At 63.4% G+C, this 21,137-nt stretch carries 23 protein-coding genes; 22 read left to right on the forward strand and 1 reads right to left on the reverse strand.

All coding sequences use genetic code 11. The features are described from left to right. The first annotated feature begins 56 nt into the window (after positions 1-56). The 22 genes from ispD to rsgA all read left to right on the forward strand — a co-directional run bounded on the left by ispD (position 57) and on the right by rsgA (position 19,838). Positions 57-788, forward strand: coding sequence for a 2-C-methyl-D-erythritol 4-phosphate cytidylyltransferase (gene ispD, locus H8S55_RS07020; protein WP_186878377.1), 732 nt, complete (start codon positions 57-59; stop codon positions 786-788). A gap of 2 nt (positions 789-790) precedes the next feature. Beyond that, positions 791-1,270, forward strand: a complete 480-nt coding sequence (ispF, locus tag H8S55_RS07025) for a 2-C-methyl-D-erythritol 2,4-cyclodiphosphate synthase (RefSeq protein WP_147562374.1) — start codon at positions 791-793, stop codon at positions 1,268-1,270. Positions 1,271-1,440: 170 nt separating this feature from the next. Next, entirely contained in the window at positions 1,441-1,695 is a 255-nt protein-coding gene (locus H8S55_RS07030) for a putative Se/S carrier protein (protein WP_186878378.1), read from the forward strand. Continuing rightward, positions 1,692-2,810 carry an aminotransferase class V-fold PLP-dependent enzyme gene (locus tag H8S55_RS07035; RefSeq protein ID WP_186878379.1) on the forward strand — a complete coding sequence of 373 codons (1,119 nt, stop codon included), beginning with the start codon at positions 1,692-1,694 and terminating at the stop codon, positions 2,808-2,810. Before H8S55_RS07030 ends, H8S55_RS07035 begins: the two co-directional genes overlap by 4 nt. Positions 2,811-3,026: 216 nt before the next feature. Further along, positions 3,027-3,908, forward strand: coding sequence for a diadenylate cyclase CdaA (cdaA, locus tag H8S55_RS07040; RefSeq protein ID WP_366467547.1), 882 nt, complete (start codon positions 3,027-3,029; stop codon positions 3,906-3,908). Then, on the forward strand, positions 3,905-5,146 hold the full coding sequence (locus tag H8S55_RS07045; protein WP_186878380.1) for a CdaR family protein: 1,242 nt from the start codon (positions 3,905-3,907) through the stop codon (positions 5,144-5,146). Before cdaA ends, H8S55_RS07045 begins: the two co-directional genes overlap by 4 nt. A 40-nt stretch (positions 5,147-5,186) precedes the next feature. After that, positions 5,187-5,615, forward strand: coding sequence for a SoxR reducing system RseC family protein (locus H8S55_RS07050; protein ID WP_186878381.1), 429 nt, complete (start codon positions 5,187-5,189; stop codon positions 5,613-5,615). 4 nt (positions 5,616-5,619) lie between these two features. Beyond that, positions 5,620-6,486, forward strand: a complete 867-nt coding sequence (locus H8S55_RS07055) for a DUF5685 family protein (RefSeq protein ID WP_186878382.1) — start codon at positions 5,620-5,622, stop codon at positions 6,484-6,486. Further along, a complete protein-coding gene (locus H8S55_RS07060) occupies positions 6,483-7,094 on the forward strand; it encodes a J domain-containing protein (RefSeq protein WP_186878383.1) in 612 nt (203 codons plus the stop codon). The genes H8S55_RS07055 and H8S55_RS07060 overlap by 4 nt, the downstream gene beginning before the upstream one ends. Continuing rightward, positions 7,095-7,610, forward strand: coding sequence for a hypothetical protein (locus H8S55_RS07065; RefSeq protein ID WP_186878384.1), 516 nt, complete (start codon positions 7,095-7,097; stop codon positions 7,608-7,610). 58 nt (positions 7,611-7,668) lie between these two features. Then, the gene (locus tag H8S55_RS07070; RefSeq protein ID WP_186878530.1) at positions 7,669-8,535 is read left to right on the forward strand and encodes a YicC/YloC family endoribonuclease; all 867 of its coding nucleotides are present in this window, start codon (positions 7,669-7,671) and stop codon (positions 8,533-8,535) included. Positions 8,536-8,547: 12 nt separating this feature from the next. Continuing rightward, a complete protein-coding gene (gene remA / locus H8S55_RS07075) occupies positions 8,548-8,820 on the forward strand; it encodes an extracellular matrix/biofilm regulator RemA (RefSeq protein WP_147562365.1) in 273 nt (90 codons plus the stop codon). Next, positions 8,811-9,425, forward strand: coding sequence for a guanylate kinase (gene gmk, locus H8S55_RS07080; protein WP_186878385.1), 615 nt, complete (start codon positions 8,811-8,813; stop codon positions 9,423-9,425). The genes remA and gmk overlap by 10 nt, the downstream gene beginning before the upstream one ends. Positions 9,426-9,477: 52 nt before the next feature. Beyond that, positions 9,478-9,708, forward strand: a complete 231-nt coding sequence (gene rpoZ / locus H8S55_RS07085; protein ID WP_186878386.1) for a DNA-directed RNA polymerase subunit omega — start codon at positions 9,478-9,480, stop codon at positions 9,706-9,708. 96 nt (positions 9,709-9,804) lie between these two features. Next, positions 9,805-12,267 carry a replication restart helicase PriA gene (gene priA / locus H8S55_RS07090; protein WP_186878387.1) on the forward strand — a complete coding sequence of 821 codons (2,463 nt, stop codon included), beginning with the start codon at positions 9,805-9,807 and terminating at the stop codon, positions 12,265-12,267. A gap of 43 nt (positions 12,268-12,310) precedes the next feature. Beyond that, positions 12,311-12,811: a peptide deformylase gene (gene def, locus H8S55_RS07095; RefSeq protein WP_186878388.1), complete on the forward strand. Its 501-nt coding sequence runs from the start codon at positions 12,311-12,313 to the stop codon at positions 12,809-12,811. Beyond that, the gene (gene fmt, locus H8S55_RS07100; RefSeq protein WP_186878389.1) at positions 12,808-13,734 is read left to right on the forward strand and encodes a methionyl-tRNA formyltransferase; all 927 of its coding nucleotides are present in this window, start codon (positions 12,808-12,810) and stop codon (positions 13,732-13,734) included. Before def ends, fmt begins: the two co-directional genes overlap by 4 nt. Positions 13,735-13,773: 39 nt before the next feature. Then, on the forward strand, positions 13,774-15,105 hold the full coding sequence (gene rsmB / locus H8S55_RS07105; protein WP_186878390.1) for a 16S rRNA (cytosine(967)-C(5))-methyltransferase RsmB: 1,332 nt from the start codon (positions 13,774-13,776) through the stop codon (positions 15,103-15,105). Position 15,106: 1 nt separating this feature from the next. Further along, positions 15,107-16,141 carry a dual-specificity RNA methyltransferase RlmN gene (gene rlmN / locus H8S55_RS07110; protein WP_366467553.1) on the forward strand — a complete coding sequence of 345 codons (1,035 nt, stop codon included), beginning with the start codon at positions 15,107-15,109 and terminating at the stop codon, positions 16,139-16,141. A 48-nt stretch (positions 16,142-16,189) separates the two neighbouring features. Further along, positions 16,190-16,912 (forward strand): Stp1/IreP family PP2C-type Ser/Thr phosphatase, encoded by a 723-nt coding sequence (locus tag H8S55_RS07115; RefSeq protein ID WP_147562357.1) that lies wholly within the window; start codon positions 16,190-16,192, stop codon positions 16,910-16,912. A gap of 39 nt (positions 16,913-16,951) precedes the next feature. Next, positions 16,952-18,955 (forward strand): Stk1 family PASTA domain-containing Ser/Thr kinase, encoded by a 2,004-nt coding sequence (pknB, locus tag H8S55_RS07120; protein ID WP_186878391.1) that lies wholly within the window; start codon positions 16,952-16,954, stop codon positions 18,953-18,955. Between the two features lie 4 nt (positions 18,956-18,959). Next, complete coding sequence (gene rsgA, locus H8S55_RS07125) at positions 18,960-19,838, forward strand: ribosome small subunit-dependent GTPase A (protein WP_186878392.1); 879 nt, start codon at positions 18,960-18,962, stop codon at positions 19,836-19,838. Positions 19,839-19,890: 52 nt separating this feature from the next. Here the strand turns inward: rsgA and H8S55_RS07130 are convergent, their stop codons facing one another. Further along, entirely contained in the window at positions 19,891-21,087 is a 1,197-nt protein-coding gene (locus H8S55_RS07130) for an FtsW/RodA/SpoVE family cell cycle protein (RefSeq protein WP_147562354.1), read from the reverse strand. Positions 21,088-21,137: the final 50 nt, after the last annotated feature.

A 21,137-nucleotide genomic window follows, 5' to 3' on the forward strand; every position in this document is an offset into this window, starting at 1 on the left:
AAAGGAGCCGACGGCTCCTTTTCTACTGTTCGCACCGAAATTTGGAGGAAAACGATATGGCAGGACTGAGGTCCATCTTTGCAAAAAAACAGCCAGCCCAGACCTGCGCCGCGGTGATCGTAGCGGCGGGCTCCGCCCGCCGTATGGGCGGCATCGACAAGGTGCTGGCCCCCCTGGGGGAGCTACCTGTGCTGGCGCACACCCTGTATGTCTTTCAAGACAGCCCCGCCGTGGACGAGATCGTGGTGGTCACCCGGCCCGATCTGCTGGTGGAGGTAGGCCGTCTCTGTAAGGAGTACGGCCTGGACAAGGTGAAAAAGGTGGTGGCCGGGGGCAGCGAGCGGACCAACTCCGTGCTGGCCGGCCTGCGGGAGGTGTCGCCCCAGGCGGAGCTCATCGCCATCCATGATGGGGCCCGGCCCCTGCTGCCGCCCCAGATCCTGGAGGAGACAGTGGCCCAGGCCGCCCGGACAGGGGCGGCGGCCCCGGCTCTGCCTGTGACGGACACCATCAAGCGCATAAAGGACGGCGTGTCCACCGGCACAGTGGACCGGGAGGACCTGCGGGCGGTGCAGACCCCCCAGATATTTGAGGCCGGACTCATCCGGGCCGCTTTGGAGAAGGCCATTGCCGACGGGGAGAATCTCACCGACGACTGCGCCGCCGTAGAGCGGCTGGGGATGCCCGTGACCCTGACCCAGGGCAGCCGGGAAAATATCAAGATCACCACCCCCTTTGACCTGCTGCTGGGGCAGGCCATTTTAGAAAACCGAGTGAAAGGAAGCTGAACATGCGCATCGGACACGGCTATGACGTACACAAGCTGACGGAGGGCCGAAAGCTCATCCTGGGCGGGGTGGACATCCCCTTTGAAAAGGGATTGCTGGGCCACTCTGACGCGGACGTGCTCACCCATGCGGTGATGGATGCCCTGCTGGGGGCCGCCGGGCTGGGGGACATCGGCCGCCACTTCCCGGACAGCGACCCAGCCTATGCCGGGGCGGATAGCCTGGCCCTGCTGGACCATGTGATGGCCCTGCTGCACGAAAAGGGCTGGCAGGTGGGCAACGTGGATGCCACAATTTTGGCCCAGCGGCCCAAGCTGGCCCCCCATATCGGTCAGATGCGGGACAACCTGGCCCGGCATATGGATGTGCCGGCGGAGCAGGTGAACGTGAAGGCCACCACGGAGGAGGGCCTGGGCTTCACCGGCCTGGGTCAGGGTATGGCCGCCCACGCAGTGGCTCTGCTGGAGCCAATACAAAAGTAGATCCTTCAGGCTGTCTTTCGGGTTTGTACCCGGGGGACAGCCTGTTTTTTCTCCCCGGCGGCACGGGACGGAACCGGACGGCATAGCATGAGAGCGGAGAGGAAACTCTTCCGCGCAGCCCCTTCCACAAAAGGGCGGCACAGGCCGCCCCGCAGAAAGGAACCAGAGTTATGCTCTATTATCTCATTGTATGCCGCTCCCTGACCTATGCCCAGCGGACCGCAGCCGCTTTGGAGCGGACGGGAATCACGGCCCGGGTCCTGCGTTCGCCAAAGAGCATTGCGGGGGAGGGGTGCAGCCATTCCGTGAAAATTTCCCAGCGCAGTCTGCCGGAGGCCCTCCTGGTGCTCCAGCGGGCGGACCTGACCCCCAAACGCATTTTCATCACCGCCGGAGCGGGCAGCTATCAGGAGGTGGAGCTGTGATCTATCTGGACAGCGCAGCCACCACCCTGCAAAAGCCGCCGGAAGTGGCCGTCGCCGCCGCCCGGGCCATCCGCCGGCTGGCCAGTCCCGGACGGGGCGGACACCGGCCGGCCATGGAGGCAGCCCGCTTAGCCTTTTCCTGCCGGGAGGAGGCCGCCGCTCTGTTTCGCGTGCCCACCCCGGAGCAGGTGGTTTTCACCGCCAGCGCCACCCATGGCCTGAATCTGGCCATCCAGACCCTGGTGCGGCCCGGGGCCAGGGTGGCCCTGTCCGGCTATGAGCACAACGCCGTCACCCGGCCCCTCCATGCCCTGGGGGCGCAGCTGTTGGTGGCCCGGGCTCCGCTGTTTCAGCCGGAGGCCATGGCTGCCGCTTTTCGGGCGCAGCTGGACCAGGGGGCGGAGGCGGCGGTGTGTACCCATGTGTCCAACGTGTTCGGTCATATTCTGCCCATGGAAGAGATCGCCCGCCTGTGCAGGGAGCGTGGGGTGCCCCTGATTATCGACGCGTCCCAGTCGGCGGGAGTGCTGCCCCTGGACTTTCAGACTCTGGGGGCGGACTTTATCGCCATGCCCGGACACAAGGGACTGTATGGGCCCCAGGGGACGGGCCTTCTGCTGTGCGGCCGAATGCCGGAGCCTCTGCTCCAGGGGGGCACGGGCAGCGAGTCTGTCCGCCAGGAGATGCCCGACTTTCTCCCGGACCGGGCCGAGCCGGGTACCCATAACATCCCCGGCATCGCCGGACTGCGGGAGGGCCTGCGCTTTGTTCGCCGCCTGGGGCCGGAGACCATCGCCCGGCGGGAGCATCATCTGCTCCGACAGCTGGGGGAGGGCCTGAGGGAGATGCCGGGGGTGCAGACCTTCTATGCCACCGGCGGGGTAAATCAGACGGGGGTGCTGTCCTTCCGGCTGTCGGGCCGGGACTGCGAGGAGGTGGGAGAGGCCCTGGCAGACCGGGGCTTTGCCCTGCGGGCCGGGCTCCACTGCGCGCCTCTGGCCCACCGGACGGCGGGGACCCTGGACACCGGCACCGTCCGGGCCAGCCTGTCCGCCTTCAGCCGGGAGTGGGAGGTGGAGCGCTTTCTTCAGACAGTGCGGGCCATGACCCGGTGACAGAGAGAGGAGTTAGGAGGGATGAGTGAGGAGTTGCTCGTCCCTCCTTGCTTTTTGCATAGAAACGAAAAGTTTAAGAAATTTTCATCTTCCTGTCCCGGTTTCGTGTTGCCAAGCGGGGCGGAATATCGTATAATACAATTTATGAATAAAATCTCCCCGTATGGCTATTTGGTCCCGGGGAGAGGAGAATGGTCACGAGAGGGGGAGAGGGGCGTGTTGGACAGCGTACAGATGTTTCTGCAATCCAGTCTGCCCGTGATCCGGGTGGGCGTGGCGGATATTCTGGACATCGCCATCTTGTCCCTGGCGATCCACCGCCTGCTGTGGATACTGCGCAAGACCAGCTCCGGGCGGGTGCTGCGGGGCATCCTGATTTTGATGTTTTCCATGTGGGTGTCCTCCGCCATGCATCTGACGGCCACCAGTTTCCTGCTGAATAAGCTGGTGGAATGGGGCTTTTTGGTGCTGGTCATCCTGTTCCAGCCGGAGATCCGGCGCTTTTTGGAGCGGATGGGCAGCAGCAGCCTGGGCCAGGTATTCGCCGCCTCCCGCACCTCTCCCATGGATTTAGAGTCTGCCATCGACCAGACCGTGGAGGCCTATACCGACATGTCCCGGGACAAGGTGGGGGCCCTGATGGTTTTTGAACGGCAGAACCTGCTGGACGATGTGATCAAAACGGGCACCGCCCTGGACTGCGCCGTGTCCAGCGAGCTGCTGAAAAACCTGTTCTGGAACAAAGCGCCTCTCCACGACGGGGCGGTCATCGTCCGCAACGGGCGCATCGTGGGGGCGGGCTGTATGCTGCCCCTGTCCGGCAATGTGAACCTCAGCCGGGACTTAGGGATGCGCCACCGGGCGGGCATCGGCATGAGCGAGCACTCTGACGCAGTGGTGGTCATTGTGTCGGAGGAGACGGGCTCCATCTCCGCCGCCGTGGGCGGGATGCTCAAGCGGCATCTGGCCCCGGAGACGCTGAAACGCCTGCTGCATAACGAGCTGATGTCCGATGCCCAGGAGGAGAAGAAGCCCTCCCAGATCACCCTGTTCAATCAGCTGTTTGGCTGGGGCCGGAAGGAGGGGGACCAGCAATGATGGAGCACATCCGAGAGAGCAAGTGGCTGAACATCCTCATGTCCGTGCTGCTGGCCGTGCTGTTCTGGCTGTATGTCCGGGCGGAACTGGACCCGTCGCAGACCAGCTGGTTCTACCACGTCCCCGTGGAGATCACCGGCAGCACCGTCCTCACCCGCCAGGGACTCACCGTGGCCAACCTGTCCCAGAGCACGGTGGACCTGCGTATAGAGGGTCCGGCCAGCGTGCTGGACAGTCTGTCCCGCAGCCGAAAGGACCTGTCGGTAACGCTGGACGTGTCTAAATGCACCGAGGGGGAAAATAAACTGGTATATACCCCCAACTGGCCGGTAAATATCAATACAGACAGCATCGTCACCATCGACCGGGACCCGGAGACCATTACAGTGACGGTGGAGAAGCTATATACCAGTTCCTTTAACGTAGAATTCCAGCTCAAGGGCACGGTGGCCGACGGCTATCAGGCCGGGACCCCCGCCATCAACCCGGAGACCGTTGTGGTCAGCGGACCTGCCGAGCAGGTCAGCCGGGTGAAAAAGGTAGTGGCCGTGCTGGAGACGGAAGACCTGGACCAGCGTTTTGCCGGGGACCTGCCCCTGATCCTGCTGGATGAAAATGGGGAACAGATCACTGACGCAGAGGTCGCCCTGGACTCTCCCACCGCCTATGTAGTCCTGCCGGTGGTCGTTGTAAAGGATGTCCCCTTGACAGTGAATTTCCAGCCCGGCGGGGGAGCCACTATTGACGACATCACCTATGAGATCAATCCCAAGTCTCTGATGGTCTCCGGCGCAGAGAGCGACATGGAGAGCCTGAGCGAGATATCCCTGGGCAGCGTGGACCTGTCCAAGGTGGTGGGCACCAACACCTTCACCTTCCCCATCGACCTGGATGCCAGTCTGGAGAACGTCACCGGCAGCACCAGCGCCACCGTCACCGTCACGGTAAACGGCCTGGATACCCGCAGCTTTGATGTGGACAACATCCAGATGGTGAATATCCCCGACGGCTACCAGGTGACCCTGGCCACCCAGGTGCGCACCGTGAAGGTGCGGGGGAAGCAGGAGGATCTGAACAATATCGATGCCAGCCAGCTGAGTATTGTGGCCGACCTGTCTGACGTGGATTTTACGGGGCTTTACTCCGTGCCTGCGTCCAAAGTAAAGGTCTATCTCAATGCCGACAGCTCAGTGGGTGTGATCGGCGATTATACCGTAGTCGTCAACGTCAGCCGGTAAGGCGGCGTATCTTAGCGGTAATTCTCATTGGAGGCAAACCATGGTTCAAAATGCGATCGTAAAAAAAATCATCAGCGACGGTGTGGCAGAGGTCTCTCTGCTGCGGCAGATGGAGTGCGGCCTGCACTGCGACGGGGCCTGCGCCGGATGCGGCCAGAAGCCAAAGGAAGAGATCCTGGCCCTGGCCAGTAATTCGGTGGGAGCCAAGCAGGGGGACGTGGTGGAGGTGACCCCCGCCGACGGGCGGAATATCAGCACCTCGATCATCGTGTTCCTGCTGCCCTGTGTGGGCCTGGGCCTGGGCTATGTCCTGGGGCAAAGTCTGCTGAAGCTGGGGGATATGGCCGCCATGCTCACGGCAGCTGTGGGGCTGGTGGTGGGCTTTCTCCCCGCCGTGCTGCTCAATCGGGCTATGACCCGCAGCCAAAAGCCGGAGTTTCAAATCTTGAAGCGGCTTACCCGCAGCTAAGGGCGTGTTTGGCTATGTTCGCCCAGTGCGGCCGGAGCTAAAGTGCAGGGACTTTGATCTCTACCGGGCCACCTACTGTGGCCTGTGCCGCTGCCTGCGGCGGCGCTTCGGCCTGATCGCCCCCATGCTGCTGAATTTTGATTTCACCTTTCTGGCCCTGCTGCTGTGGCAGCCGGAGGAGACGTTTGCCCCCTGCCGGGGCCGGTGTCACGCCAACCTGCTGGTGAAAAAGCCCATGTGCCCGGACAGCCCCGCCCTGGAGCTGGCAGCGGACGAGAGCGTGATCCTGGCCTGGTGGCAGCTGCAGGATGCGGCGAAGGACGGGGACAAGCTGGGCGGACTGCCTGCCCGACTCCTGGGAGGACTTTTGACCCCGGCCTACCGCAAGGCGGCCCGGTCAAGGCCGGAGTTTGACCGGACGGTGAAGACCTGCCTGGAGGAGCTGGACACCCTGGAACGGGAAAACTGCCCCTCTATGGACCGGGCGGCGGACACCTTTGCCAGGCTGCTGCAAAGCGCCGCTCCGGCGGAGGACCCCCGATACCGGGTGCTGGAGCAGCTGCTCTATCACCTGGGCCGCTGGATCTATTTGATCGACGCCCGGGACGACCTGGCGGAGGACCTGGCTGACAGGCGGTACAACCCCGTGGCGGCCCGGTTCGGCCCGAAGGGGAACGACGGACTGTTGAAGCAGACGCTGGATGCCTCGTTGGACCGCATCGGCGCGGCCTTTCAGCTGGGGGACTTCGGCTGCCGGACGGCCCTGCTGGAGAATCTGATCTATCTGGGGCTCCCCCTGGTGCAGCGGGCCGTATTTGATGGCAGCTGGACCGAGATAAAAAAACAAAAGATATGGAGTAGAGGCCAATGAAAGACCCGTACAGCGTCCTGGGCGTGAGCCAGAGCGCCAGCGACGACGAGATCAAAAAGGCATATCGGGAGCTGGCGCGGAAGTATCACCCGGACAACTATCAGAATAACCCCCTGGCCGACCTGGCTGAGGAGAAAATGAAAGAGATCAACGAGGCCTATGATGCCATCACCAAGCAGCGCGCCGGGGGCGGCGGCTATCAGCAGCAGCCCGCCGGCGGCAGCTACGGCGGGGCCTATCAGACCGGCTATTCTGCCGGCGGGGCGGGCAGCAATCCCACCTATGCCCGGGTGCGGAACCTGATCAACGCCGGGGACCTGTCCGGGGCGGAGCGCCTGCTGTATGAGGTGCCCCAGAAGAGCGGCGAGTGGTATTTTCTCAGCGGCAGCATCGCCTATCGCAAGGGTTGGCTGGACGAGGCGGCCCAGAATTTCACCCTGGCCGTGCAGATGGAGCCGGGAAATATGGAGTATCGCCAGGCCCTGGCCATGCTCCAGCAGCGGAGCGGGGGCTATCGGCCCTACGGCACCGGCACCACAGTGGACGGCCTGGACTGCTGCACCACCATGCTGTGTCTGAACTGCCTGTGCGGCGGAGGTTCCTGCTGAATGCGCACGAAAATGTCCCGGGGCAGAAGCGGCCGCACCGCCCTGGGCGGAGTGTTGGCGGCGGTAAGTCTGGCCCTGCTGTGGGTGGCGGGGATGGCCCCCTCGGGCCGGCTGGGTCTGGCCGCACTGGCGGGTCTGGGCCCAGTGGCGGCGGTACTGACGGCGGGGAGAGCGGCGGGCTATCTGTGCTGGGCCGCCTCCGGCACACTGGGACTGCTGCTGACCCCAGACAAGGGGGTCGCCGCCCTGTATCTGGCCTTTTTCGGACTGTATCCCGTGGTAAAGGCCCGGCTGGAGTCCATGGACCGCCGGTGGGCGGAGTGGGCCCTGAAGCTGATTTATTTCAACGGGGTGCTTACGGGGTTCGTGGCGCTGTTCCAGCAGCTGATCTTCCCCGTCCTGCCTAATTGGATGACCGGCCTGCCCGTGCTGTACGGGCTGGGAAATCTGGTCTTCGTTTTATATGACGTGGGCCTGTCCCGGCTGATCGCTTTATTGCTGCGCCGTCTGCCCTGACAGAGGACGCAGCCCTTCATATACACACAAAAGGAGAGTGACCGATGTGGTCAAGAGCATGACCGGCTATGGCCGGGCAGAGGAGACGGTAAACGGCTGCACCATCACGGTGGAGCTGCGTTCGGTGAATAACCGCTATCTGGACTGCAACATCCGCCTGCCCCGCCTCTACCTGTTCGCAGAGGAGGCCATGAAGGCCCGCATTCAAAATGCTATTTCCCGGGGAAAGGTGGACGTGTTCGTCACCCTGGACAACGCCGGGGCGGAGAAGGTCCAGGTGTCGGTGAACAAGCCGGTGGCCGATGGATACTATGCAGCCCTGAAGCAGCTGGCGGCGGACTATGACTTAGAAGGGGACATCTCCGTGTCCCTGCTGTCCCGCTTCCCCGACGTGCTGCTGGCGGAGAAGGCGGAGGAGGACGTGGAGCAGATGGCAAAAGACATCTGTTCGGTATTGGACCGGGCTCTGGCCGACTTTGACCAGATGCGCAGCCGGGAGGGCCAGCGGCTGAAGGACGATGTGCTCAGCCGGGCCAGGACCATCGAGGACAAGGTGGCCCTGGTGGAGAAGCGCTCCCCCCAGACGGTGGCGGAGTACCGCACCAAGCTGGAGGCCCGGATGACCGAGGTGCTGTCCAACACCCAGCTGGACCCCGCCCGCATCCTCACCGAGGCGGCCATTTTCGCCGACAAGGTGGCCGTGGACGAGGAGACCGTCCGTCTCCGCAGCCACATCGGCCAGCTGCGGGAGATGCTGGATAAGGGCGGCGCCACCGGGCGGAAGCTGGACTTTTTGATCCAGGAGTTCAACCGGGAGGCCAACACCATCGGCTCTAAGTGCAGCGACATTGACATTGCCCGCCATGTGGTGGACATCAAGGCCGAGATCGAGAAGATCCGGGAGCAGGTCCAGAACATCGAGTAAGGAGGCGGGCGGATGAAGCTCATCAACATCGGGTTTGGAAACATGGTGGCCGCAGGGCGGCTCATCGCCATCGTCAGCCCGGACTCCGCCCCCATCAAGCGCATGGTGCAGGAGGCCCGGGACCGGGGCGTGCTCATTGACGCCACCTATGGCCGCCGCACCAGGGCGGTGCTCATTATGGACAACGACCATCTGGTGCTGTCCGCCCTCCAGCCGGAGACGGTGTCCAACCGTCTGGCCGGGGAGAAGGACGGCGGAGAAGAGGAGGAAGCGGAATGGGAGTAAAAAAGAAGATCAAAGGACAGCTGATCGTGCTGTCCGGCCCCTCTGGCGTGGGCAAAAGCACGGTGATCGCCGAGCTGATGGGCCAGCGGGACAACATCTATTTCTCCGTGTCCTACACCACCCGGCAGCCCCGGGTGGGGGAGCAGGACGGCGTGAACTATAACTTTGTGGACCGGGCCGAATTTGAGCGGATGATCGCCGACAACGAGCTGTTGGAGTATGCCGAGTATGTAAATAATTACTACGGCACCTCTTTAAAGGCCATCCGGGATCAGCTGGACGCAGGCCACGACGTGCTGCTGGACATCGAGGTCCAGGGTGCGGCCAAGGTGCGGGAGCGCTGCCCCGATGCCCTGTTCATCTTCATCATCCCGCCCTCCTTCGAGGAGCTGTCCCGCCGTCTCCATGGCCGGAACACCGACAGCGAGGACGTGATCGCCGGGCGGCTGGAGAAGGCCAGGATCGAGTTCCGGGAGATCCCCAAGTATGACTATCTGGTCATCAACGACAAGGTCTCCAACGCCGTGGGTGAGATCGAGGCCATCATGACCGCAGCGGAGTGCCGCGTGGACAACAGAAGTCAGATCCTGTCCCAGTTCGCCTGACACAGGATTTTTCAAAGACCGTTTTGGAAAAGAAGAAAGGAAGTTTTGCACTATGATGCTCTATCCCGCAATGAAGGACCTGCTGGAGAAGATCCCCAGCCGCTATGAACTGGTAAACGTGGTGGCCCACCGGGCCCGGGAGATCGCCGCCGAGGCCGAGGCCGCCGGAGAGCCCTTGGACGAAAAGCCCGTCAGCATCGCCATTCAGGAGGTGGCCGACGGCAAGCTGGAGGCCCCCGAGGACCAGGAAAACGAGACGACAGAAGAAGAGACCCACGACTAAGACCTACAAAAGCAAGCGGAGGGGTCCCCCTGCGCTTGCTTTTGTGCTGTTCCTGGACGGGTCCGTCCCCATAAAGACGAGAAGGGAGTGACCGGGATGGGACGCAGCGTTGCCAAAGTGGCGGTGGCCAAGGCCATCTATGCCATCGACAAGCCCTATGACTATCTGGTTCCCCCGGAGCTGGAGGGGACGCTGGAGCCCGGGATGCGGGTGCTGGTGCCCTTCGGCGGTGGAAACCGGGGGTCGGACGGCGTGGTCCTGTCCCTGGAGCAGGCCCCCGAGGGGGGGCAGGCTCTGAAGGCCATCCTGGCCCGGCTGGACGACACCCCGGTACTGGATCACCACGCCATTCAGCTCTCCCTGTGGATGCGGGAGCGGTATTTCTGTACGGTGTACGACTGCGTCAAGGCCATGCTCCCGGCGGGGCTGTACTACGCCCTGCGGGACTGCGTGACGCTGACGCCGGAGCACAGCCGGGAGGATATCCGTGCTGCCGTCCGGGGCCACGCCGGGGCAGAGCGCCTGCTGTCCCTGCTGGAGGACTGGGGGGGCAGCGGGGATATGGAACAGATCCGCCTGGCCTTTGGAGCCAAGGACCCCAACCCCTCCATCCGGCAGCTCATCGATGCCGGGGCGGCCGCCCTGGAGACCAGCACCCAGCGGGGGGTGGGGGACAAGACGGAGAAGCTGGCCCAGCTGGCCATCCCGGCGGAGGATGCCATGGCCATGGTCACCTCCCGGAGAAAGTCCGCCCCCCTGCGCTATTCGGTGACCGAGCTGCTGTGTACCCTGGGCAGCGCCTCGGCCAAGGAGCTGTGCTACTTCACCGGGGCATCCATGCCCACCATCAAGTCTTTGGAAAAGAGCGGCATCCTCACCCTGTCCAGCCGGGAGGTGATGCGCCGGGCCCCCCTGGACGACGTGGCCCCGGCCCAGCCCCCGCAGCTCAACGGCGAGCAGCAGCGGGCGGTGGACGGCCTGGACGCCCTCTCCCGCAGCGGAAAACCGGCGGCGGCCCTGCTGTACGGCGTGACGGGCAGCGGCAAGACCCAGGTGTATATCCAGCTCATCCGACAGGTGCTCGCCCGGGGGAAAAAGGCCCTGGTATTGGTGCCTGAGATCGTGCTCACGCCGCAGCTGTTAAGGATATTCGCTTCACACTTTGGAAAGCGGGTGGCCGTCCTCCACAGCTCCTTGCGGGCGGGGGAGCGGTATGACGAGTGGAAGCGGGCCAGGCGGGGAGATGCCGACGTGGTAGTCGGCACCCGCTCGGCGGTGTTCGCCCCCTTGCCCGACCTGGGGCTCATCATTCTGGACGAGGAGCAGGAGAGCAGCTACAAGTCGGAAAACGTCCCCCGGTACCACGCCCGGGATGTGGCCAAATACCGCTGCGTCCAGCACAACGCCCTGCTGGTGCTGGGCTCGGCCACCCCGTCTCTGGAGACCATGCACCAGGCCAGGTCCGGGCAGATATCCCTGTTTCAGCTGCGGGAGCGCTTCAATCAAAAGCCCCTGCCGGAGGTCATCCTGGTGGACCTGAAACAGGAGCTGCGCCAGGGCAACGCCGGGACCATCAGCGCCAGACTCCGCCGGGAGCTGGAGGACAACCTGATGCGGGGGGAGCAGTCCATTCTGTTTCTCAACCGCCGGGGGGCCAGCCGCATGGTCTCCTGCGGGGAGTGCGGCCAGGTGCCCGAGTGCCCCCGGTGCTCGGTGAAGCTGACCTACCACTCCGCCAACGGGCGGCTGATGTGCCACCACTGCGGCTTTTCCCAGCCCCTGCCCAGGGCCTGTCCCGAATGCGGGGGCCAGCTGAACTTCATCGGCTTTGGTACCCAGCGGGTGCAGGAGGAGCTGGAGGAGCAGTTCCCCGGGGTGGAGGTGCTGCGCATGGATACCGACTGCATCTCCGCCGCCCACCCCCACGAGGAGCTCTTAGAGCGCTTCCGCAAACGGAACGTGCCCATCTTAGTGGGCACCCAGATGGTAGCCAAGGGGCTGGACTTTGAAAACGTCACCCTGGTGGGGGTGGTGGCCCCCGACCTGTCCTTATATGTGGACGACATCCGGGCGGGGGAGCGGACCTTCTCCCTGCTCACCCAGGTGGTGGGCCGGGCCGGACGGGGGGAGAAGCAGGGCCGGGCGGTGATCCAGACCTTCACCCCGGACAACGACGTGATCCGCTTTGCCGCCAAGCAGGACTATGACAATTTTTACGCCACGGAGATCGAGATGCGCCGCCTGCGGGGCCTGCCCCCCTTCCGGGACGTGATCGTACTCACCGCCTCCGGCCTGGATGAGGGGGCGGTGCTCCGGTGCTGTATGCGCCTGCGCCAGGCCATGGATCAGGCCCTGCGGGGGAGCGAGGCCCAGATATTCGGACCGGCCCCGGCGGCGGTGGCCAAGGTGAACAACCGCTATCGCTATCGCCTGACCCTGACGGGAAGGAACGACCGCTCCACCCGGGAGCTCATCGCCCATCTGCTGCGGGCGGCCCACCGGGATAAGGAAAACCGAGGGGTGTCGGTGTATGCCGACCTGGACCCCTACTATAGCTGATTTTTTGATTTCAACTGATTTTAACACACGAAGGAGAGTCATTATGTCGATTCGTACCATTCTCACCGGCGAGGACGAGCCGGTGCTGCACAAAGCCTGTCACCCCGTGACCAACTTTGATCAGAAGCTGGCCGATCTGCTGGACGATATGAGAGAGACCCTGACCAAGGCGGGCGGTGTGGGGCTGGCCGCCCCCCAGGTGGGTATCCTCCGCCGGGCGGTGCTCGTGGTCAACGACCAGGACCAGATGCTGGAGCTGGTAAACCCGGAGATTTTGGACCAAAAGGGGGAGCAGGATGGCCTGGAGGGCTGCCTGTCCCTGCCCGGCAAGTGGGGCTATGTCAAGCGCCCGGAGTGGGTGAAGGTAAAGGCCCAGGACCGCACCGGCACCTGGTTCGAGGTGGAGGGCACCGGCCTCACCGCCCGCTGCTTCTGCCACGAGCTGAGCCATCTGGACGGCCACCTGTACAGCGAGCTGTGCGACCGGCTGTATACCAGCGACGAGCTGGACGAGCTCATGGAAGCTCAGGAGACGGAAGAATGAGAATTGTATTTATGGGCACCCCGGACTTCGCCGTCCCCTCCCTGGAGGCCCTGGTGGCCGCCGGACATGAGGTGTGCGGCGTGTTCAGCCAGCCGGACAAGCCGGTGGGCCGCCACCAGAATAAGACGAAGCCTACGCCGGTAAAAACCAGCGCTCTGGCCCACGGCATCCCCGTGTTCCAGCCCGAGACTCTGCGGGACGGCACCGCCCTGGCGCAGCTGAAGGAGCTGGCCCCGGAGCTGGTGGTGGTGGCCGCCTATGGCCGGGTGCTGCCCGATGAGATGCTTTCGCTGCCCCCCAAGGGCTGCATCAACGTCCACTCGTCCCTGCTGCCCAAGTATCGTGGCTCCGCCCCCATCCACTGGGCGGTGGTGAACGGGGACAAGGAGACGGGCGTGACCATCATGCACATGGCCCACGAGCTGGATGCCGGGGACATCATCGCCCAGGTGCGCACCCCCATCGGCCCGGATGAGACGGTGGGGCAGGTCCACGACCGGCTGGCCCGGTTGGGCGGGGAACTGCTGGTGCAGGTGACGGCGGACATTGCCGCCGGAACGGCCCGGCGCACCCCTCAGGACCCGGAGCAGGTGACCTATGCCCCCATGCTGTCCCGGGCCCTTTCGCCCATCGACTGGAACATGAGCGCCAAGGCCATCCACGATAAAATTCGGGGTCTGGACCCCTGGCCCGCCACCTCCACAGATATTCTGACGGGCCAGCCGGTAAAGGTTTTTGCCTCCCGGCTGACGGGACAGAACACAGCAAGAACTCCCGGTACCGTGCTGGCCGCCGGGAAGGAGGGCATCGACGTGGCCTGCGGCGACGGAGCCGTGCTGCGGATCTTAGAACTGCAGGCCCCGGGCAGCCGACGGATGGCAGCGGCGGACTATCTCCGGGGCCACCCCATTTCCATCGACTGATGTGGATGTGAGAGAAGAGAAACGCGAGGAGGAACCACTATGGATGCACGGGAAGCGGCCATGCTGGCTTTGAACGCCTGTCAGCGGCAGGGGGGATGGTCCGACGGAGCGCTGAAGAAACAGCTCTCGGCGGCGGAGCTCTCCGGCCGGGATGCGGCGCTTGCCACCCAGCTCTGCTTTGGCGTACTGCAAAATCAGATGCTGCTGGACTTTTATCTGGCTAAATTCTCCAATATCCCCTTGAAGCGGATGGAGGGAAAGGTGGTCCAGACCCTGCGCCTGGGGGCCTATCAGATGCTGTTCCTCACCCGTATTCCCCACAGTGCTGCGGTGAACAGCGCCGTGGCGCTGGTAAAGGCCCACTGCAAGAACCCCCGGGCCGCCGGTATGGTCAATGGGATCCTGCGCAGTATGGAGCGCAGTCTGCAGAACATGCCTGTCATCCCTCAGGGGGACCCGGTGGCCTATCTCTCCACGCTATACTCCCACCCAGAGTGGCTTGTAAAGGAGTTTATCCTGTCACTCGGCGAGGAGGAGACCGCCCAGCTCCTGGCCGCCGACAACAGCCAGCCCCCCACCGCCGTGATGGTGAACACCACCCGGACCACGGCAGAAACCCTGAAAGCGATGCTGGAGGCCGACCATGTGGAGGCGGAACTCCACCCCTGGCTGGAGAACTGCCTGCTGCTCTCCCGAACCGGCGATCTGGAGCGGATGGAGGCTTTTCAGCAGGGTCTGTTCTATGTGCAGGACCCGGCCTCCCGCCTGTCTGTGCTGGCTGCCGGAGCCAAGCCGGGGATGCGGGTGCTGGACTGCTGCGCCGCCCCGGGAGGGAAGTCCTTCGCTGCGGCCATCGCCATGGAGAATCAGGGGGAGATCGTCTCCTGCGACCTGCACCCCCACAAAAAGAAGCTCATCCAGGCCGGGGCGGACCGGCTGGGCCTGACCATCATCACGCCCAAGACCGCCGACGGCAAGGTGTTCCGCCCGGAGTGGGAGCGCGCCTTTGACCTGGTGCTGGTGGATGCCCCCTGTTCCGGTCTGGGTGTCATCCGAAAAAAGCCGGACATCCGCTATAAGGACCCGGCCCCCCTGGCCGACCTGCCCGCCGTGCAGCTGGACATCCTGCGCAACGCCGCCCGCTATGTGAGGCCGGGCGGGACGCTGATGTACTCCACCTGTACCCTGCTGTACCGGGAAAACGGAGAGGTAGTTGAGACCTTTTTGGCGGAGAACAAGTCTTACAAGGCAGAAACCTTTACATTGACTGGGCCCGTTGGACCAATCCAAAGTGGAAGCGTGACCCTGTGGCCCCACCGCCACGGGACGGACGGCTTCTTCATCAGCAAAATGAGAAGGGAGGAGGCGTGACGTGATCGACCTGAGATCCATGACACTGGAAGAGCTGACCGCCTGGCTGAAGGAGCAGGGGGAGCCCGCCTTTCGGGCCAAGCAGATCTTCCACTGGCTCTATCGGGGCGTGACCTCCTTCGACGAGATGAGCGACCTTTCCAAGGCCCTGCGGCAAAAGCTGGCCGGGCAGTGCTTTCTCACTGTGCCGAAGGTGGTTCGCAAGCAGGTGTCCAAGCTGGACGGGACCATCAAATATCTGTGGGAGCTCTCTGACGGCAACTGCATCGAGACGGTGCTCATGCGCTATCAGCACGGGAATACCGTGTGCATCTCCTGCCAGGTGGGCTGCCGCATGGGCTGCGCCTTCTGTGCCTCCACCCTGGCGGGCAAGGTCCGGGACCTGACCCCGGCGGAGATGATCGCCCAGGTGCTGTTCACCCAGCTGGACAGCGGGGAGCCCATCTCCAACATCGTCCTGATGGGCATCGGGGAGCCGCTGGACAACTTCGATACGGTGATGAAGTTCCTCACCCTGGTCAACCACCCGGAGGGGCTGAACATTGGCATGCGGCACATCTCCCTGTCCACCTGCGGATTGACAGACAAAATTGACAAACTGGCCCAATATGGGTTACAATTAACATTGTCCGTATCTCTCCACGCCCCGGATGACGAGACCCGGTCCAAAATCATGCCGGTAAACCGCTCTGTAGGGGTGGAGAAGCTGATGGAAACATGCCGCCGGTATTTCCAGACCACCGGACGGCGCATCTCCTATGAATATGCCATGATCGACGGGGTGAACGACAGCGACTGGCAGGCCGACCTGCTGGCCAGCCTCTTAAAGGGGACCCCCGGTCATGTGAATCTGATCCCCCTCAACGACGTGGAGGAGAGCCCGTTAAAGCCCAGCCGCCGGGTGGCCGCCTTTCAGAAGCGGCTGGAGCGCCACGGCGTTACCGTGACAGTGCGGCGGAAGCTGGGCGGGGACATTGACGCATCCTGCGGCCAGCTGCGGCGCAAGGCCATGAAAGAGGACAAGTCTCAGCCCTGACGGGCCGATCAGAAGCCGGGACCCCGGCGGAAAAGAGGAAGAAGTTCCATGAAACTATGGGGAATCACCCACCGAGGTGCGGTGCGCCAGCAGAACCAGGATGCCTATGCCGTCCGGGAGCTGGAGGATGGCCGGGGCCTTGCGGTGGTCTGTGACGGCATGGGCGGGGCCCGGGCCGGAAATGTGGCCAGCTCTATGGCGGTGGAATTGTTCATGCGCAAGCTGGAGGAACAGGGCCAGCCGGGGGACGACCCCCAGAAATGGCTGAAGACCGCCGCCGCCCACGCCAACGACGGGGTGTTTCAAAAGGCGGTGGAGGACCCGGACTGCACCGGCATGGGCACCACCCTGGTGGCCGCCCTGGCGGGGAACGGGAAGGCCGTTCTCCTCAACGAGGGGGACAGCCGGGCCTATCACATCACCCGGGATGGCATCACCCGCATCACCCGGGACCACTCCCTGGTGGAGGACATGGTCCAGCGGGGGGAGCTGACCCGGGAGCAGGCCCGGAACCACCCCCACAAGAATCTCATCACCCGGGCCCTGGGGGCCGAGCCGGTGCTGCTGGCCGACTGCTTCGATCAGAACGTGGCTCCGGGGGACTATCTGCTGCTGTGCAGCGACGGGCTGAGCAACGTGGTCACCGACCAGGAGATCCTCTATGAGGTCATCCACGGCGGCGAGGACGAGGCCTGCTGCCAACGGCTGCTGGACGTGGCGCTGCACCGGGGCGCGCCGGACAACGTGACGGTGGTGCTTATGCGCTGCTGACCGGAACCATGATGCTGATTGAAAAGGAGGAGATTTACCATGGATCAGTACATAGGTAAATTACTCGATAACCGATATGAGATCCTGGAGCTCATCGGCACCGGCGGGATGGCCAAGGTGTATAAGGCCCGGTGCCACCGGCTGAACCGGCTGGTCGCGGTGAAGATCCTGCGGGAGGACCTGGCCCAGGATGCCGAGTTCCGCCGCCGCTTTCACGACGAGTCCCAGGCTGTGGCCATGCTGTCTCACCCCAACATTGTGGCGGTATATGACGTGAGCCGCTCTTCTGACATAGAGTATATCGTCATGGAGCTCATCGACGGGATCACCCTGAAACAGTATATGCAGAAAAAGGGGGGTAAGCTGAACTGGCGGGAGGCCCTGCACTTCATCACCCAGATCGTGAAGGCCCTGGGCCACGCCCACAGCCGGGGCATCATCCACCGGGACATCAAGCCCCACAACGTGATGGTGCTGCGGGACGGCAGCGTGAAGGTGGCCGACTTTGGCATCGCCCGGGTGGCCTCCGGCGGACACAGCACCCTGACCCAGGAGGCCCTGGGCTCCGTCCACTATATCTCCCCGGAGCAGGCCCGGGGCAGCCACATCGATGCCCGCAGCGATCTGTACTCCGCCGGCGTGGTGCTGTATGAGATGATCACCGGGCGGCTGCCCTTTGAGGGGGACACCGCCGTGTCCGTGGCCATCCAGCACATCAATTCCATCCCCCTCTCGCCGCGGGAGATCGACCCCACCATCCCTGAGGCTCTGGAGGAGATCACCATGAAGGCCATGGCCCCCAACCCGGACGACCGCTATGCCGATGCCGGGGAGATGCTGGCCGACCTGGAGGAGTTCCGCAAGAACCCCAACATCAACTTTGACTATAACGTCAACGAGTTCCTCCCCGAGGAGCCCGACGAGGACAAGACCCGCATCCGTCCCGTCACCCCCATCCACGGAGGGACAGGCCGGGGCAGCCGCACCTATAGCGAGCGCCGTCGGGTCCCCGGGCCCGACTCCCTCCCCTATGAGGAGGAAGAGGACGAGCCAGCGCCCCGGGGGCCCCGCTGGGGCATGATCGCCGGAGCGGCGGGGATCATGCTGTTTATCGTCATCGTGGGTGTTGTGCTCTATCGCACCCTGTTCTCCGGGATGCTGTCCCAGCCCCAGGGCTATCAGGTGCCCAATCTGAAGGGCCAGCTGTACGAGGACGTGATCCAGGACTCTGCCCTGCTGAAAGACCACTTTACTGTGGTCCAGGGGGAAGTGGAGGAGGACGACTCCGAGGCTGGCACCATATTGGACCAGTCCCCATCGGCGGGCAGCAGCGTCAGCGCCGACAAGACGGAGATTACCGTCACCGTCAGCGCCGGGCCCCAGGTAAACAGCATGCCCAATCTGGCCGACATGGAATATCGCCAGGCCTATATCGAGCTGGACCGGGTGGGCATTAAGACGGGCGACATCACCGCCACCTATGAAAATGACAAGGAGGTGCCCAAGGACCACGTCATCTCCTTCACCCCTCTGGTGGACACCCCTGTTGCCCCGGGCACCAAGGTCCAGCTGGTCATCAGCCTGGGCCCCAAGACGGAGCAGGTCGCCGTGCCCAGCCTGTCTGAGCGCACCCTGGAGCAGGCCACCAGCGACCTGAACACCATGAACCTGACCGTGGGCAAGACCGATGAGGTCTACAGCGATACGGTGGAGGCCGGAAAAGTGGTGGGCCAGTACCCCGCCGCCTATACCCAGGTGGACGCGGGCACCAAGGTGAACCTGCAGATCAGCAAGGGCCCCGACCCCGCCAGCGCCCCCAAGGAAGTGACCCAGAATGTGGACATCGACCTGCCTGTCAGCAGTCAGAGCGTCAGCGTTCAGGTCATCATGGACGGCCAGGTCATCTTTGACGAGAGCGTGGATGCCGCCATGAACACCTCCGTCTCCGTGCCCGTCACCGGCACAGCGGGGGAGACCAAGACCCTCACCGTCTATTTCGACGGGGTGCGCAGCAGTACCTTCTCCGTCACGCTGGCCGGGTAACGCCATGGAAGGGATCATCATGAAGGCCCTCAGCGGCTTTTACTATGTGGACGACGGCCAGACCGTCACCACCTGCCGGGGCCGGGGCAAGCTCCGCCACCAAAAGGTCACCCCCCTGGTGGGAGACCGGGTGGAGTTTACCCCCCTGGGGGACGGCAGCGGCTCCTTAGACCGCATCCTGCCCCGGAAAAATCAGTTTTACCGCCCGGCGGTGGCCAACATTGACCAGTTGGTCATCATCGCCTCCCAGGCCATCCCGGTCACCGACCCGTTTCTCATTGACCGGGTGGCGGCCATCGCCCAGAGCCGGGACTGTCCCTGCGTCATCTGCGTGAACAAGTGCGATTTAGAACCCGGGGACGACCTGGCGGCTATCTACGCCGCCGCCGGCTTTCCCACCCTGAAGGTCAGTGCCCAGACGGGGGAGGGCATGGACGAGCTGAGAGCCCTCATTGCCGGAAAGGTTTCTGCCTTTACAGGAAACTCCGGCGTAGGGAAATCCAGTATTTTAAACGCCCTGGACGACCAGGTAGACCTGGCCACTGGAGACGTGAGCGAAAAGCTGGGCCGGGGCCGCCACACCACCCGCCATGTGGAGCTGTTCCGCCTGGGCTGCGGGGCGGTGGTGGCGGATACCCCCGGTTTCTCCTCCTTCGATGTGGACCGCATGGAGCTGATGCGCAAGGAGGAGCTGGCCCGGTGCTTCCCGGAGTTTGCCCCCTATGTGGATCAGTGCCAGTTTCAGGACTGCGCCCATGTGAAAGAGAAGGGCTGTGCCGTGCTGGCCGCCCTGAAGCGGGGGGAGATCCAGCCCACCCGCCACGCCAGCTATGTCCGCCTGTATGAGCAGGCCAAGGCCATCCCCGACTGGGAGAGAAAATAAAAGAGCGCCCGCATCTCCGAAAATCCGATGGAGATGCGGGCGTTTTCTATGTTCAGGTACTGCTCTGATTTCGCAGCCAGCTGGGCAGCATTCGCGCTTTTACACTGGAGACGATGCCCATGGCGGCAAACAGGGTAATGACGGAGGAACCACCGTAGCTGATGAAGGGGAGGGTCAGGCCCATGACGGGCAGCACATACAGGCACATGCCCACGTTCAGCAAGATCTGTGCCAGCAGCATCCCCGCCATGCCCATGCATACATAGGCGAAGAAGGGGGAGCTGGCCCGGCGGCTGACCCACACGCATCGCAGGACGATGAGAAACAGCAGGCTCAGCAGGGCCAGACAGCCCACCATGCCCAGCTCCTCGCCGCAGACGGCAAAGATGAAGTCGGTGTCCCGGGCGGGGAGGGCACTGCTGTAGTCGGCCTGGGTCTGAATGCCGTGAAGCAGCCCCTGTCCAAAGAGCTGGCCGGAGCCGATGGCCAGAATAGAACGGCTCTGCTGAAAGCCCTTGTCCTGGGGGTCCAGGCTGTGGTCCAGCACCACCCGGAAGCGCATGATGATATAGTTGCTGTCCCACAGGTCGGTGTCGGGAAGGATGAAGAACCACAGGATCAGCACGGCGGCCACCAGGCCGCCTCCCACCAGGACGAACCAGCGGACCTTCACTCCGGCGCTCCAGGCCATGACCACAAAGATGATCATATACACCACGCAGGTGCCCATATCGCCGCAGATGGCGGCGATGAGGCCCAGCATAAACACGGTAAAGCCGCCGATCTGCATGACGGAGGGGATGGCGCTGATGTCCATGCCCCGGTCCCTGATTCGGCAGATGAGCAGGGAGAGCAGCAGGATAAAGGGCAGCTTGTCGATCTCGTTGGGCTGGAGGTTCATGGGGAACTTGGGGATGAGCTTGGACAGCTGCAGCCAGTTCCGATTACCGTAGATGGACAGCCCCAGGGGGGTGAGCAGCAGCAGCAGCATGACCACGCTGAAAATGAGCAGACCCTTCCAGTTCTTTTCGGTGAACAGCTGAAAGTCCACCGATGTCATGACCATATAGGCGATGACACCCAGGAAAATGGCCACCAGTTGGACGATCACCTCTTTATAATCGTGCTGCCACCGGGTGGCGGAGTAGATGAGTATCACGCCGAAGCCGCTGGCCGCCAGGCACAGGGAGAGCAGAATGCGGTCCCCTTTTTGAAAAAACTCCCGAAAGGGAGAGAGCAGGGCAGACAAGTCCTCGCCTCCTTGGAGAAAAATTAGACAATATATTTTATCACATTTCA

Origin of the sequence: Flintibacter faecis (assembly GCF_014287875.1) — a bacterium.
Taxonomy (GTDB): domain Bacteria; phylum Bacillota; class Clostridia; order Oscillospirales; family Oscillospiraceae; genus Lawsonibacter; species Lawsonibacter faecis_A.